Genomic DNA, 13176 nt, shown 5'->3' with positions numbered 1-13176 from the left:
TTCGGATTATATTACTAAAGCAGATGGATGAAAATTTGAATCAATTCGTGTAATTCGGTTTCATTCAGTCAAAAACTACTTCAAATATACTACCTACCGGGCGGTTATCCTTTACTTTAATGCTGGCCTGGTGCTTATCAAGCACTTCTTTTACAATATACAGACCTAAACCAGTGCCTTTTGTATTCCGGGTATCCTCACTACCCACACGATAGAACTTATCAAAAATGCGACTTTTTTCCTGATCCGCAATACCAATACCATGATCGGCCACCTCCAGGAAGATCCTTCCTTCTTTTGAGAATAGTTTCACACCCACAGTTTCACAAGGACCTGAGTATTTAATAGCATTTTCAATCAGGTTGGTAACCACCGAAGTTAAAGCAAATTTATCACCTGTAATTTCAATTTTCGGTTCTATCTCCGCATCAATTATTTGCTGGGTGCCCTCGCATTTGGTAATCTGCAGGCGGTTTACAATACTATCAACCAAAACAGATAAGCTGAACTTGTCTTTAGGGAAGGTGTATGATTGATTATCAATTTTTGAGGCCAGCAGCATATTCTCCACCATATCATCCAAACGCTCAATATCCATCAGCGATTTGTTGATGAAATTTAATACCTGTTCTTTTGAAAGGTCGCGCTTCTGGATAGTTTGTAAAAGTATTTTGATAGATGCCAGCGGCGATTTTAGCTCATGCGTTACAGAAAGTAAAAAGTTCTTTTTTTGTTCCTGCAATTTACGCTCCTGGTTAATGGATTTATGAAGTGAATAAGCTCCGGCTAAAAAAACAACAATAAATATAGATCCCTCACCCAATATCATAGCCAGGCTGCTTGGCATCATTTTTACCAGCAGGTAACCCCACCATACCAGTTCTGCCAGGGCATAAATGATGAGGGCATAAAAAATAACGAATGATCGTTTTAAATTATTCATTTCCTGTTTGTTGTAATATCTATTTGTTACTGAAAACTAATTCCAGACTATCAAATATAGCACGTTTTGTTTTTTCCAGATCAATTTTAGTATGAGCAGCTGATATAAAACCAACCTCATAGCCTGATGGGCCAAAATAAATGCCCCTGTTCAATAATTCGCGGTGCAATTTTTTAAATTTATCCATGCTAGCCGGGTCTATATCATCGGCTGATCGGATAGCTTCTTTATCAGTAAAGGCAAACCAAAAAATAGAACCGATAGTAAACACCTTAAACTTATAATTACGCGCTGTGGCAAACCGCTGAATAGCTTCCGTAAACTCTTGCGTTTTATTATTCAATTCACGGTAAAAGCCCATACGGAGTAATTCAGTTAATTGTGCAATACCTGCGGCCATTGCTACTGGGTTACCGGATAAGGTACCTGCCTGGTAAACACCACCGTCAGGCGAAATGTGACCCATAATTTCAGCAGACGCACCATAACAGCCAACAGGTAAACCGCCGCCGATAATTTTACCATAGGTGATAATATCAGGCTTAATTTGATAATGACCGGCAGCGCCCTCGAAACCAACTCTGAACCCAGAAATTACTTCGTCAAATATCAGCAGTGTTCCATTTTGGGCGCAAATGATGCGTAAAAATTTCAGGAATTCTTTTTCCTGTAACAGCAAGCCATTATTTGCCGGGATAGGCTCAATAATTACGGCAGCTATCTGATCTTTAAAATTAGCAAAAGCCTGTTCAAGGGCTTGCTCATCATTTAACGGAATTACAATGGTTTCATCAGCAAATGATTTTGGGACGCCAGCTGATGAGGTTTCTCCAAAGGTAACCAGTCCGGAACCTGCTTTTACCAATAGTGAATCGGTATGACCATGGTAGCAGCCTTCAAACTTTAAAATCTTGTCGCGTTTGGTATAACCGCGTGCCAGCCTTATGGCCGACATTACCGCTTCGGTACCAGAACTTACAAAACGAAGCTTTTGAATATACTTGTTGTTTTTTAAAATGAGCTCGGCCAGTTCATTTTCTAAAGCGGTAGGTGCGCCGAACGACATGCCATTTTGCATTACGCTGATCACCTTTTCGCGAACTTTGCCATTATTGTGCCCAAGTATTAGGGGCCCCCAGGAGCCGCAATAATCAATAAATTCATTGCCATCTGCATCCCAGATATGGCTGCCATCGCCCTTTTCAATAAAAAGCGGTGTGCCATGTACTGATTTAAATGCCCTTACCGGTGAGTTTACTCCACCCGGAAAATATGTTTTAGCCTTAGCAAATAATTCTGCCGATTTTTCCCTGCTGATGTCCGGTTTGGTGGTAGTACCAGCCGGTTCATCATTATCTCCTGTAAATTTCTTTTTAAATGAATCGAACATTGTTTTGTTTTTTTGCAGTGATATTAACTATACACTGATCACTGACCCCTTGATCTTTTAAACTAAAGCCACTTATTTTCTAATACCTCTTTGGCGTGATATGTTAATATCGCGGTTGCTCCTGCACGTCTTATACTTGTTAAAACCTCAGTAATTGCTCTTTGTTCATTTAACCAGCCTTTTTGTATGGCCGCCTTAATCATTGCATATTCGCCGCTTACATTATACGCCGCTACCGGCAATTCAGTATTATCTTTAATTAATTTTATTACATCAAGGTAAGGGAGGGCCGGTTTTACCATCAGGAAATCTGCACCTTCGTCCTCATCCAGGGTAGCCTCTATCAGTGCTTCGCGCTGGTTGGCTGGGTTCATCTGGTATGTTTTCTTATCACCAAATTTAGGTGCAGAGTTTAATGCATCCCTGAAAGGTCCGTAAAATGCACTGGCATATTTTGCCGAGTACGACATGATAGATACATTGGTGAATTTATTGTCGTCCAAAACCTTGCGGATATAGCCTACGCGGCCATCCATCATATCAGAAGGGGCAATAATATCAGCGCCGCATTGTGCATGGGCCAGAGCCATTTTGCCTAAAATTTCTAATGTTTCATCATTCAGGATTTCTCCGTTTTCAACAATGCCATCGTGGCCATCGCTGCTATAGGGATCCATCGCTACATCGGTAACAACGCAGGCTTCCGGGAAGTTCTTTTTTACCTCGCGGATAGCACGCAGGTATAGGCTTTCTTCGCGGTGGCTTTCGGTGGCGTATTTGTCTTTTAATGATTCGTCGATATTCGGAAACAGATCAAATGATTTTAATCCCAGTTTCATGCAGCTTTCAATTTCGCGCAGCAGGTTATCAATAGAATAACGATAAATGCCGGGCATAGAAGATACTTCCGTTTTTTGAAAAGTACCATCTACTATAAACAGTGGAAATATCAGATTGGCTGCACTTACATGGGTTTCCTGCACCATTTGGCGGATAACTTCGCTCTTTCTGTTTCTTCTTGGTCTTTGTAACATTTTATATTGATATTTCTACAGACCGGGTAAACCGGCATAACAGAGGCGGCAAAGTTAAGGAAACGCAATTCAATTATATAAGAATTTATGCCTCAGGCTTTATTTATGTCATAAAAATGATTTTGTAAATGCATATGAGTAACAGATTTTTTACGAAAGTTATAATAATTAAAAAATATTGTTCAACTTTAAATAACCAATTATAAACCTTAAAATGAGCATAAAACATTGCTTTTTTATTTATTGCTGCTTTATTATATTTATTATAAACGGATGCACAAAAAATGATAATCCGGCAGCTGCGATAAAGCCTGTGGCAAAGGCCCCTGTCGATACCACTATAACCTTACCAGTTAATTCGGTAACGTTAGCAGGCAAGGGTACCGCTACTACCGGTTTAATTGTTGCTTATTTATGGAGCCAGGTTTCGGGCCCTGCGGAAGCCAGTATGGTTAATGAAGGCTCGGCTGTAGTAACTATAAATGGACTTATTGCCGGGAAGTATCTTTTTCAGTTTATGGTTACGGATAGTAAAGGACTAACTGGTGTTGATACCGTATCTGTAACGGTAAATCAGGGTAAGACGGTTACGTTAAACTTATCTCCCTCAAACAACCCAACAGAGTTTAACCTGGGCCTGTTAGGCTCGCAGGATTTAAGCAACCCAACATCCATTGAAGAGCCGCTTTGTGCATGGACAATAAACGGCGTGCCGGTAACTTTAAGAGATTTGCTGAAATTTGATCTGAGCAGCATTCCACAAAATGCCACCATACTGAAGGCTGATCTTTACCTTTACTCAGATACCATACCTAAAAATGGCGATTTAATACATGCAAATTTTGGCGCAGATAATTCAGTATTGGTACAGCAGGCCGCTTCAGCATGGGATGCTTCAACCTTAAACTGGTTTAACCAACCTGCGGGTTTAACCAGCAACCAGGTAATTATTCCAAGCACCAACCAGCCATTTCTTAATGTTGATGTAAATGTTACCAGTATAGTGAGCAGTATGGTAAATAATAATGCCAACTACGGCTTCAAACTATCGGTGCAAAACGAAGTAATTTATACCAGCCGAATATTTTGTTCAAGTTATTATACTGATGCTACCAGGCATCCACGTATAATAATTACGTATAAATAGCCATAAGTCATTAACCATTTTCCTGACCATCTGTCTTAGCATTTATAGCTAAGGCAGATAGTTCCGAATACGGCCTCAGCCAAACCTGTTTCATCGGGTGAATAAGGCAGCTTGTATCTTACTCCGTATTCTTCCAGTTTCTTTCCGGTTGATTTGCCTATGGCGATGATCTTTTGATCGGGCTGTAGTAAATTATCAACAAAATAAGCCTCTACGTTCGATGGGCTGGTAAATACCAATACCTCTGCAAGGGTTTCTTGTATATTGCCTTCCAATATGGTTTCGTAAATTGGCAGGTCGATGATTCTGGTATCGGCCGATAATCCTTTTTGGATGCTTCTTAAAGAGGCTTCTGCAGAAGGAAATACGATGGTAGTTCCGTTGGCTATTTCGGCAAAATGAGCGGCTACATCAACGGTATCCACACCTTCGCCAGTGTAATCAACAGTATGGCCCTTGCGGCGCAGCATATCAGCCGAACCGGCTCCCATCACTCCATATTTTACTTTTTTGGGTAGTAGCGGATTTAACTGGAAAAAGTATTCCACCGCATTTTTGCTGCTGAAAAATACCCAGTCAACATTTTTAAGGATGTAGTTATCCAGCTTGGTGATCATTGGAACGGTGCGGATCAATGAGCGTGCCTCAATTTCAATTCCGTGTTTTTCCAGCGCCCTGCGGAAATAGCTATGTTCTGAAAGATCACGTGAGATGAATACTCTTTGCGGCATCAAACGGTCTTTTGCATAATAAGAAACAATGCTTTCAGCCAGGCCAAGTGTAGTAGGCGCTTCCAGAAACAACCTGTCGGGGAATCCATCCCCGTCATCGGCTTTGGATGTAAATACCTGGTATTTGCCATCTTCCTTGCGGCAGTAGCAGCCCAAAGGCATGTGACAGCCACCGCCGAACAGTTTTAATACCGAACGTTCAACAGCCAACTCTTCGGCAACATCCGGGTGATTTAAAGGCTGTAAAGCGTTAAATAGCTCGGTATCGTTTTCTCTTATCTGTATAGCCAGGGCACCTTGTGCAGGTGCAGGCACTAATTCAGTGGGTTTTATATCCTCTACATGGAAGTCGCTCAGATCAAGTCCCAGTCTTGAGATACCTGCTTTGGCAATCATAATGGCATCGTAGCTTTCATCGCGCAGTTTGTTTACGCGGGTTGGCACATTGCCACGCAGGTCCTGAATTTCCAGATCGGGGCGTAAAGCCAGTAGTTGTGCCTTGCGCCTGTTGGATGATGTACCTACGGTACCACCATATTTAACGGAGAGCTTTTGATGTAAATCAACACAATCTTTTAATATCAATAACAGTTCTGAAGGATCTTCACGTTCCGATACTACGGCAATAGATAATCCCGGTGGATTTTCAGTAGGTAAATCTTTGTGCGAGTGTACCGCTAAATCAATAGTGCCCGCCAACAGTTCTTCTTCCAGCTCTTTGGTGAAAAAGCCTTTACCTTCCAGCTTGTCCAAACTTAAATGGAGTATGCGGTCACCCTGGGTTTTGATGATCTTTAATTCGGCGTTGATATTGATAGCTGCCAGGCTATCTTTTACAAAATTTGCCTGCCATAGTGCTAAGTCACTACCGCGTGTTCCTATTATCAGTGTTCTGTCCAAAAGATATTTTTATGTGCTTTGCAAATTTAGCTTTTTATAAACAGGTTTAAAGCATTAATTAAGGATATGAAGATAGGCTGACTAACAGGATACTGATATGCACCAATGGCTAAATTTATATGGCTTTAACCGGTCGGTTAATTTGTGTTATCGAGGCCAAACTCTATATTAGCCTTCAAATACCTGATCTTAAAGCATGAATCGCAATATTAAATACACCCTACTACTTGTACCATTGATATTTATTATAAATCGGGGTTACTTAATCATAAAAGGGTTTTCCGAATCGAGATTTATTGAGGTACGAAAGGAAATATATGATAATGATGAGAAGGATTATTTGAAGGGTTATGAAATTACAAATGTACCTTTTGAGCAATTCGATATCGTAGTAACGCCCAAAAACTTTTGGGATTATCTTTTATTAACTAATAAAGACGGAAATTTTTTGAGCCTGATATTGCAACTAGCATCAGGCTGCTGTCTCTTTTGGTATATCGCTATGTTAGATTTTAATAATATCACCTGGCAAAGAGGCAGGTTAATATTTATTGCCGGTTATCTAATTGCCTTTGCCTTTCTTGCTATTGATTTTGGGTTGGATCATACAAAAACGTTTTGGGAAAGCATTTACAGCTATCACGGGAAAACGGACTTTTGGAAATACGCTTTTTATGTAGAGACAAAAAACAATATGTTGATTTATGTATATGCTTCATTAATTGTATTAGGAGCTTTCAAAAACATAATGTGGTACTATGGCACCCCTAAGGTAACGAACGAGGAGATTGAGCCGATAATTGATTAATTTAAACCTGGAACTATTATAATGTATTCTTTTAAATCTTTCACCTACATTCTTGTTGCCGCTTTTATTGCTTTTAAAGCCTACAAAATCGCTACTGAGTTCTCAGGAAACAGAGTAATTGAAGTAAGAGAGGAAATGCAAAAAGATTCCACTCCTCCATTAAAGGGCTTTAAAGCAGATGGTATTCCCGTAGTCAGGTTTAAGTCAACTGTTACTCCCGTAACTTTTTGGGATAAGCTGTTATTAACCAATGGACACAGCTGTCTTTTATCAGAGATTGTAGAGATTATTGCCGGTTTGGCAATCGTGTGGTTTGTTATCCGACTCAATTACAACAATGTATTTTCACAAAGAAGCGTGAATAATTTCATATTGGTATTAGTGTTAATTATAGCAGTGCTTGGAGCCTATGACTTTGGATACGGCCATACGCGCGATTATGTATGCGATGCATTAAGTAAGAAAAATGGCAGAGATTATTGGTTTGATAGATTTAAATTATATCCGCGCCGAACAAATTCATTCTATCAGTTACATCTGATGATACCATTTTATTGGATCATAGGATTATATCGAGTATTTGTTGATCATCAAACAGAAAAGTCTGAAGCAGTGGAGCAATAATATACTCAATTATTATTCACCAATATATCCTTAGCCATAATCATGGGTACGCTGATATATTTTTTCTCCATATAATTGATCACTTTCTCCAATGTTTCGCGCGATTCTTTGTCCATGTTTTGCACTTCTTCGGCAAAAACAGAATTGATGGCGGTATTGCGGATTTCTTTAATCTTTTCGGGCACCTGACGCATGGCCAGTTCAATTTTGCGTTGTTTTAGTTCAAGGCAAAAGGCGTTTATGTTTTCGGTAATGATATCCTCGGCGTGAGTAAGCTCTTCGTAACGTTCCTGCAGGTTCTTTTTGGCCACTTCATTAAGGGAATGTACCTCAATAAAATTAACCGGAAATTGCTCCAATACCTCAGGGGCAGTATCATTCGGAACAGCAAGGTCCACAATGGTTTTGCGGCCCGTTTCGCCATTAAGCAGGGTAGTGTAAATTTCGGGAGTGATGATCGGCTCCACTGCTGAGGTGCAGGTGATAATTACATCAAAACCTTCATTGTAAGTTTTAAGCGCACCAAGTGAATAAGCTTCGCCATTCAAATCGGCTGCCAGCTCAGCGGCTTTTTCAACAGTGCGGTTAAACACAGCAAAATTGCTGAACTTATGTTTTTGCAGGTATTTTGAAATATTGCGGTTTGTTTCACCTGCGCCGATAATCAGGATCCTTTCATTTGACGTAAGGTGCAGATCGCGCAGCTTGCGGTAAGCGAGTGAAACAACCGAAATTGGGTTTTTTGAAATATTGGTGTTGGTATAAACTTCTTTAGCTGTTTTAACAATGCAGTTCATAAACATGCGTAAGCCATCACCGGTTAGGCCAGCCTCTTTGCAATCTTCATACGCTTTACGTAACTGGGCAAGAATTTCTTTTTCGCCAACTATTAAACTTTCCAGTGAGCATGAGGTACGCAGCAGGTGCTCTAATGCATCGCGGCCCTCATAAATGGACGCAGCATCCAAAAAGGATCCGGTGGAGATAGGACAAAGTCCCATTTCCAATGCATCAACAAATCTCTTTGAGAATTCCCTGTCAACTACTTCCGGGGTCATCATAACAAACTCAACCCGGTTACAGGTGGCAAGATAAAACATCTCTGATATGCCAAACTGTGATTTTACCTGGTTTAGTTTTTCAGTCAGATTTTCCTGGCAAATAACCAATCTCCCTAATTCCTTCAGCTCAATTTGCTTATGCGTAAAAGCGATTACCTTTAGATACTTCAATGCTATTTTAAAATTTGACCCCACAAAAGTAACAGGATAAACGAGATGCAATGTCAATCCTTTGTCATACAGTAGTATTTAGAATGATTTTAAACAAGAGAATGTCCATAAACAGCTCAATTTAATTCTGTGTAAGCGGTGTTTAGTAAAATAATATATCTTTAAACATGCAAATACTTAAAAAAGTAAGTTTGATAGTGATGATTCTCTTCTATCTGGCTGCCGGAGCAAATCATTTCCGCGATCCTTCATCCTATATCAAAATAATACCCAATTATTTTCCGTATAAGCCGGCATTAAACCTGTTGGCAGGTTTTTTTGAACTTTTGTTTGGCTTGATGCTGATGTTTAACTATACACGTGCCTGGGCAGCCTGGGGAATTATATTAATGATGATTGCTTTTATACCTGTACACGTACAAATGGTTAAGGATGCTCCTTTTTTATTGGGCGATAAAATTACAGTTAGTCCGTTAATTGCCTGGATAAGGCTAATAGTTTTACAACCCCTGTTAATATTATGGGCATGGTGGTATACTAAGGCCGAAAGAGTTTAAATTAGCGCGATTTACCAACAAACACCATATTGGTAAAAGAAGCTAATAGGATTTACTTTTTAAAGATGATCAGAAAACAATATTTTAATATATCTGGTGCTAAAGGACGTAGCATGCTCATGGACCTTACCTTTGATGATGCCCATAAAAAAGCACCGCTGGTAATTTTTGCACACGGTTTTAAGGGTTTTAAAGACTGGGGCTCGCACAACCTGGTAGCCGATTACTTTGCTGAACATGGTTTCAGGTTTTTAAAGTTCAACTTTTCGCATAACGGCACCACAACCGATAAACCGGTTGATTTTGCCGATCTGATTGCCTTTGCTGATAATACTTTTACCATGGAGCTGGAAGACCTGGATGCGGTGATAACTTTCGCCTGCGGCGGATCGGCAATGCCTGCGGCACCATGGGTGTATTTGATTGGGCATAGTATGGGCGGTGGGATAAGTATTATAAAAACAGCAGAGGATAAACGCATTAAAAAATTGGTTTCAATGGCGGCTATATCCAGTTTTAGGAATTTGTGGGCTGCGGATATTGAGACTCAATGGCGTTTACAGGGTATGACTTATGTTGCCAATAAACGTACCGGGCAGCAATTGCCTTTAAAAGTTTCACTGTTAAATGATCTGGATAAACACCCTGCCAGGCTGGATATATTAGGCATGGCAGCACATGTAAAACAGCCATGGCTAATTATCCATGGAGATGCTGATCCAACTGTTTCATTAACCAGTGCCGAAGAGTTGAAAGCGGCACAGTCCCATGCAGCGCTTTTAGTAGTTCATGGCGCCGACCATACCTTTGGCTCCAGCCACCCCTATCTGGAAGATAATCTGCCTCCGTTTTTACTGGAATTTTGCAAACAAGCGATAGCTTTTTTTAATAAAAAGGAAAGCTGATTGTTCCAAAATGTTTAGATAGCACCAGAAATTGTAATTGTACGGCAATAAAATGGGTATAATGATTATTCGGAGTAACATAAATAGGCTAAAGCTTTCAAAGTACCATGCGAAAGCTATTTTTGATTAATCTTATACATATTTATGAATTTAATTGGGGCAAGTAAAAAAGGGAAAAAGTTTCAAAATCCAATTCCTACTGATGAAGCAGGTTTTGGTAAAATGATCCCGATACTAAAAGAATATATTAATAATAAAGCCGAAAATATTCCCAAACAAACTATTGGTCCGTTTAAAACGGATACCTCTGTTTACAATACGCCACCGGCCAGCGGGTTAAGAGTTACACTGATAGGGCATTCCAGTTTGTTAATTGAAATTGATGGAAAGCGAATCTTAACCGACCCGGTTTGGAGCAACAGGGTTTCATTTACTCAATTATTTGGGCCTAAAAGATTTTTTCAGCCGCCCATGGCTTTGGATGAGTTACCGAAGCTGGATGCAATCATACAATCGCACGATCATTACGACCATCTGGATGAGTCTACTATTAAGTATTTTGCGGATAAAGATGTACCGTTTTACTGCTCATTAGGTGTTGGACAACATTTGGAGAAATGGGGCATTGCCAAAACGCGCATTACCGAATTGGACTGGGGCGATAGCGCCATTATAGGCACTGATGTTGAATTAAGGGCTACGCCATCCAGACATTTTAGCGGCAGAGGCATTACCGGGCGCAATGAAACCTTATGGTCATCATTTGTAATAAAAGGACCTGTTCATAATATATTTTTTGGCGCGGACAGCGGATGGTTCCCCGGCTTTAAGGATATTGGGGATGCTTTTGGTCCGTTTGATTTGACAATGCTGGAGATTGGTGCATATGGGCAATATTGGCCGGATATACATATGGGGCCAGATCATGCATCCAACGCGCACCTGGCCTTAAACGGGAAGCTGATGATGCCTATTCATTGGGGAACCTTTAGTCTTGCACCGCATGCCTGGTACGAGCCTATTGAACGCCTGGAAGGTTATGCTGAGGCCAAACATATTAAACTCTTTGTACCCGAACCCGGCAAGCCAACGGAGGTGAGGGAATATAGTTCAGACTGGTGGAAAAAATATTAAGGGCCCCTCCTAAATCCTCCCCGGTAGGGAGGACTTAAAAAAACAAACGCCTTCGAAGCTAAAGTCTCCCCAACCGGGGGAGATTTAGAGGGGGCTATTAACTTGTACTCCTATCTCATTGATATTTTGAACAGGTGCTGAATTATTATTCCATAAATAATTACCTTTCGGCATTATTATGGCTGATGCACCTGTTCACTTTAAAAAGATAGACTTTCTGCGCGGAATAGCTATTCTTTTGGTTTTTTGCTACCATTCGCAAATTGCTATTTTTCATTTCGAGGTTAACGATTATAACAGTTATGGCATTTTAAATACTCTCAGCAGAAAAAGTGCCATTTTAAACTATTTACCAACTGCTTTTGGTTGGAGTGGGGTAGAGCTTTTTTTGCTGATCAGCGGGTTTTTGATACACTTTGGATTTTTGTCAAAAGGAAGTGTATTTAAGGCTGGAGATTTTTTTAGCAGGCGTTTCTGGCGCATTTACCCACCTTATTTACTGGTGCTATTGGTTTTGTGCTGTATTAATGCCAATGGAATTCACTATTATTTATTGAGCAAGGATGGCCTTGCCGATCTGTTTGCTCATTTGTTTTTGCTTCATAATATTTTTGATAAAACCTTTTTTACGGTTAACAATTCATTTTGGAGCTTAGCGCTCGAGGCCCAGCTATACGTGCTTTATCCTGTAATTTTGTATGTCCGTAAGCTTATCGGCATAAATAAAACACTGCTGCTGGTTATTATACTCTCATTATTGTTGCTAGGCATTGGCATAATGATACCGGCACTAGGCAAATCTTTATATTACGCTAATTCGGTATTTAGACTTTGGTTTGTTTGGGTGGCCGGCGCATTTTTAGCCGAAAAGATTTTTAATAAGGAAAGGCTGTTTAACAAAGGAACTGTAGCTATTATGCTTGGCTTAGTTTTACTAACCATTGCTTCAAGGGCGTTGCTTATGGGCAGCTATTTTACAGTGTATTTTGCCACCTTTGGCTTCTTTGTTTTTTTTGAATGGTTTTTGCTCAACGAAAAAATTAGCATCGGGAAGCGTTATTTTAAGTTGATAAGCTTAATTGGCTTGTGCAGTTATAGTATTTATTTAATTCACCAGCCTTATTTAAACCAACTGTTTAATGGGGTAAGCTTTGGTTACTATAATCATTTTTACCTATTGCTTCCATTTAAACTGATAGCCATGTTCGGAGTGATTTTTGCGATAGCTTATGTACTTTACCTCTACGTTGAACTCCAATCTATTAAGCTGGGGCAAATCATCAGGAATAAGAAAAAGCAACCGCATACTCATGCAGCATTGCCCGATGGTATAAAATAACAGGAAAAGGTTATTAATTCTGTGCTGTATTTGGGTTATTCCACGCTAACGGTGAGGCCTTCCTGTTGAAGGATTTTGCGGTAAACTTCAACTTCGGTAAATGAGCCTTCCAATATGGCGCATTTGCCTTCGTTATGTACCTTCCATGCTATTTTTTCTGCTTGTGTTTCAGAATAGTCAAGATACTTCATCATGCAATAAATAACATGTTCAAAAGTATTGACATCATCATTCCATAATATTAAACGGTGCAGCTCTTTGAGGCTCGACAGTATTTCCTCAAGTGTTAATGTTTCTTCCTGTGTTTCGGTTGACATATGTAGCCACAAATTTACTTAAAAAGAATAATAAAAAAGTCAAAATCGTGTTGAATTAGCTATACTGATAAGTCCGTATTTGTTTGACGTTTATGCTGATTGTATTGCGGTTAAT

At 39.9% G+C, this 13176-nt stretch carries 13 protein-coding genes; 7 read left to right on the top strand and 6 right to left on the bottom strand.

Annotated features, from left to right (window positions below; all coding sequences use genetic code 11):
- Nucleotides 1-64 precede the first annotated feature (64 nt).
- The 3 genes from JN11_RS12810 to hemB all read right to left on the bottom strand — a co-directional run bounded on the left by JN11_RS12810 (nt 65) and on the right by hemB (nt 3367).
- Complete coding sequence (locus JN11_RS12810) at nt 65-943, bottom strand: sensor histidine kinase (RefSeq protein ID WP_144913119.1); 879 nt, start codon at nt 941-943, stop codon at nt 65-67.
- A gap of 19 nt (nt 944-962) precedes the next feature.
- Nucleotides 963-2333 carry a glutamate-1-semialdehyde 2,1-aminomutase gene (gene hemL, locus JN11_RS12805; RefSeq protein WP_144913118.1) on the bottom strand — a complete coding sequence of 457 codons (1371 nt, stop codon included), beginning with the start codon at nt 2331-2333 and terminating at the stop codon, nt 963-965.
- 62 nt (nt 2334-2395) lie between these two features.
- A complete protein-coding gene (gene hemB / locus JN11_RS12800) occupies nt 2396-3367 on the bottom strand; it encodes a porphobilinogen synthase (RefSeq protein ID WP_144913116.1) in 972 nt (323 codons plus the stop codon).
- 214 nt (nt 3368-3581) lie between these two features.
- Here hemB and JN11_RS12795 point away from each other — a divergent pair, with 214 nt between their 5' ends.
- A complete protein-coding gene (locus JN11_RS12795) occupies nt 3582-4514 on the top strand; it encodes a DNRLRE domain-containing protein (RefSeq protein WP_144913114.1) in 933 nt (310 codons plus the stop codon).
- A 35-nt stretch (nt 4515-4549) separates the two neighbouring features.
- Here JN11_RS12795 and hemC read toward each other — a convergent pair whose 3' ends face one another.
- Nucleotides 4550-6145 carry a hydroxymethylbilane synthase gene (gene hemC / locus JN11_RS12790; protein ID WP_144913113.1) on the bottom strand — a complete coding sequence of 532 codons (1596 nt, stop codon included), beginning with the start codon at nt 6143-6145 and terminating at the stop codon, nt 4550-4552.
- Nucleotides 6146-6341: 196 nt separating this feature from the next.
- Between hemC and JN11_RS12785 the strand changes: the two genes are divergently transcribed.
- Complete coding sequence (locus JN11_RS12785) at nt 6342-6953, top strand: hypothetical protein (RefSeq protein WP_144913111.1); 612 nt, start codon at nt 6342-6344, stop codon at nt 6951-6953.
- Between the two features lie 21 nt (nt 6954-6974).
- Nucleotides 6975-7577 carry a hypothetical protein gene (locus tag JN11_RS12780; protein WP_144913110.1) on the top strand — a complete coding sequence of 201 codons (603 nt, stop codon included), beginning with the start codon at nt 6975-6977 and terminating at the stop codon, nt 7575-7577.
- A gap of 5 nt (nt 7578-7582) precedes the next feature.
- On the opposite strand, the gene hemA is transcribed toward JN11_RS12780, so the two are convergent.
- Nucleotides 7583-8809, bottom strand: a complete 1227-nt coding sequence (hemA, locus tag JN11_RS12775; protein ID WP_144913108.1) for a glutamyl-tRNA reductase — start codon at nt 8807-8809, stop codon at nt 7583-7585.
- Between the two features lie 167 nt (nt 8810-8976).
- On the opposite strand from hemA, the gene JN11_RS12770 reads away from it, so the two are divergent.
- The 4 genes from JN11_RS12770 to JN11_RS12755 all read left to right on the top strand — a co-directional run bounded on the left by JN11_RS12770 (nt 8977) and on the right by JN11_RS12755 (nt 12744).
- The gene (locus JN11_RS12770; protein ID WP_144913106.1) at nt 8977-9366 is read left to right on the top strand and encodes a DoxX family protein; all 390 of its coding nucleotides are present in this window, start codon (nt 8977-8979) and stop codon (nt 9364-9366) included.
- Between the two features lie 65 nt (nt 9367-9431).
- Nucleotides 9432-10271 (top strand): alpha/beta hydrolase, encoded by an 840-nt coding sequence (locus tag JN11_RS12765; protein ID WP_144913105.1) that lies wholly within the window; start codon nt 9432-9434, stop codon nt 10269-10271.
- A gap of 144 nt (nt 10272-10415) precedes the next feature.
- Entirely contained in the window at nt 10416-11405 is a 990-nt protein-coding gene (locus JN11_RS12760; RefSeq protein ID WP_144913103.1) for an MBL fold metallo-hydrolase, read from the top strand.
- Between the two features lie 178 nt (nt 11406-11583).
- On the top strand, nt 11584-12744 hold the full coding sequence (locus tag JN11_RS12755) for an acyltransferase family protein (RefSeq protein WP_144913101.1): 1161 nt from the start codon (nt 11584-11586) through the stop codon (nt 12742-12744).
- A 35-nt stretch (nt 12745-12779) separates the two neighbouring features.
- Here the strand turns inward: JN11_RS12755 and JN11_RS12750 are convergent, their stop codons facing one another.
- Nucleotides 12780-13061 carry an ATP-dependent Clp protease adaptor ClpS gene (locus JN11_RS12750; protein WP_144913099.1) on the bottom strand — a complete coding sequence of 94 codons (282 nt, stop codon included), beginning with the start codon at nt 13059-13061 and terminating at the stop codon, nt 12780-12782.
- Nucleotides 13062-13176 lie beyond the last annotated feature (115 nt).

The sequence above is a fragment of the Mucilaginibacter frigoritolerans genome (assembly GCF_007830615.1).
In the GTDB taxonomy this organism is placed as follows: domain Bacteria; phylum Bacteroidota; class Bacteroidia; order Sphingobacteriales; family Sphingobacteriaceae; genus Mucilaginibacter; species Mucilaginibacter frigoritolerans.
This window is presented reverse-complemented; position numbering and strand designations above follow the sequence as displayed.

Bases quoted from the DNA above. Each gene is read 5' to 3' on its own strand.
- JN11_RS12810 (WP_144913119.1), bottom strand. From the start codon at position 943: ATGAATAATTTAAAACGATCATTCGTTATTTTTTATGCCCTCATCATT.
- hemL (WP_144913118.1), bottom strand. From the start codon at position 2,333: ATGTTCGATTCATTTAAAAAGAAATTTACAGGAGATAATGATGAACCG.
- hemB (WP_144913116.1), bottom strand. From the start codon at position 3,367: ATGTTACAAAGACCAAGAAGAAACAGAAAGAGCGAAGTTATCCGCCAA.
- JN11_RS12795 (WP_144913114.1), top strand. From the start codon at position 3,582: ATGAGCATAAAACATTGCTTTTTTATTTATTGCTGCTTTATTATATTT.
- JN11_RS12785 (WP_144913111.1), top strand. From the start codon at position 6,342: ATGAATCGCAATATTAAATACACCCTACTACTTGTACCATTGATATTT.
- JN11_RS12780 (WP_144913110.1), top strand. From the start codon at position 6,975: ATGTATTCTTTTAAATCTTTCACCTACATTCTTGTTGCCGCTTTTATT.
- JN11_RS12770 (WP_144913106.1), top strand. From the start codon at position 8,977: ATGCAAATACTTAAAAAAGTAAGTTTGATAGTGATGATTCTCTTCTAT.
- JN11_RS12765 (WP_144913105.1), top strand. From the start codon at position 9,432: ATGATCAGAAAACAATATTTTAATATATCTGGTGCTAAAGGACGTAGC.
- JN11_RS12760 (WP_144913103.1), top strand. From the start codon at position 10,416: ATGAATTTAATTGGGGCAAGTAAAAAAGGGAAAAAGTTTCAAAATCCA.
- JN11_RS12755 (WP_144913101.1), top strand. From the start codon at position 11,584: ATGGCTGATGCACCTGTTCACTTTAAAAAGATAGACTTTCTGCGCGGA.
- JN11_RS12750 (WP_144913099.1), bottom strand. From the start codon at position 13,061: ATGTCAACCGAAACACAGGAAGAAACATTAACACTTGAGGAAATACTG.